The 362-nt window shown below is 44.5% G+C and carries 1 protein-coding gene; it reads left to right on the top strand.

Annotation, left to right across the window (positions count from 1 at the left end; all coding sequences use genetic code 11):
* Positions 1–362 (top strand): cytochrome d ubiquinol oxidase subunit II (locus KH400_RS22560; protein WP_217228453.1); only part of this gene is annotated, 362 nt, incomplete at both ends.

The raw sequence follows: 362 nt of genomic DNA, 5'->3' as shown, positions 1-362 counted from the left end.
CAGTAACGTTGTTCATTTTCACTGATTTCTTTGCTAAGAAGCCCCTTATTACATTGGCATTCCTAGCAGTCATCGTGTTGTTGACGGTCATCGCTTGGGTAACAGGCTTGAAGCGCTCAAACGTATGGTCATTTATTGCTTTGGGACTCACAATTATTTCAGTCGTGTTGTTGCTATTCACGGGGTTGTTCCCACGTGTCATTGTTGGGGGTAACCCAGCCATGTCATTGTTGTTGAAGAATGCAACGTCAACGCCATACACATTGAAGTGGATGACGATGATTGCCTTCACGGCTTTGCCAATTGTGTTGGCCTATCAAATTTGGAGCTTCTACATCTTCCGCAAGCGAATTGTTGTGAAG

The sequence above is a fragment of the Desertibacillus haloalkaliphilus genome (genome assembly GCF_019039105.1).
In the GTDB taxonomy this organism is placed as follows: Bacteria; Bacillota; Bacilli; order Bacillales; family KJ1-10-99; genus Desertibacillus; species Desertibacillus haloalkaliphilus.
Note: the sequence above shows the minus strand (reverse complement) of the source record. Positions and strands in the feature narration are given on the sequence as shown.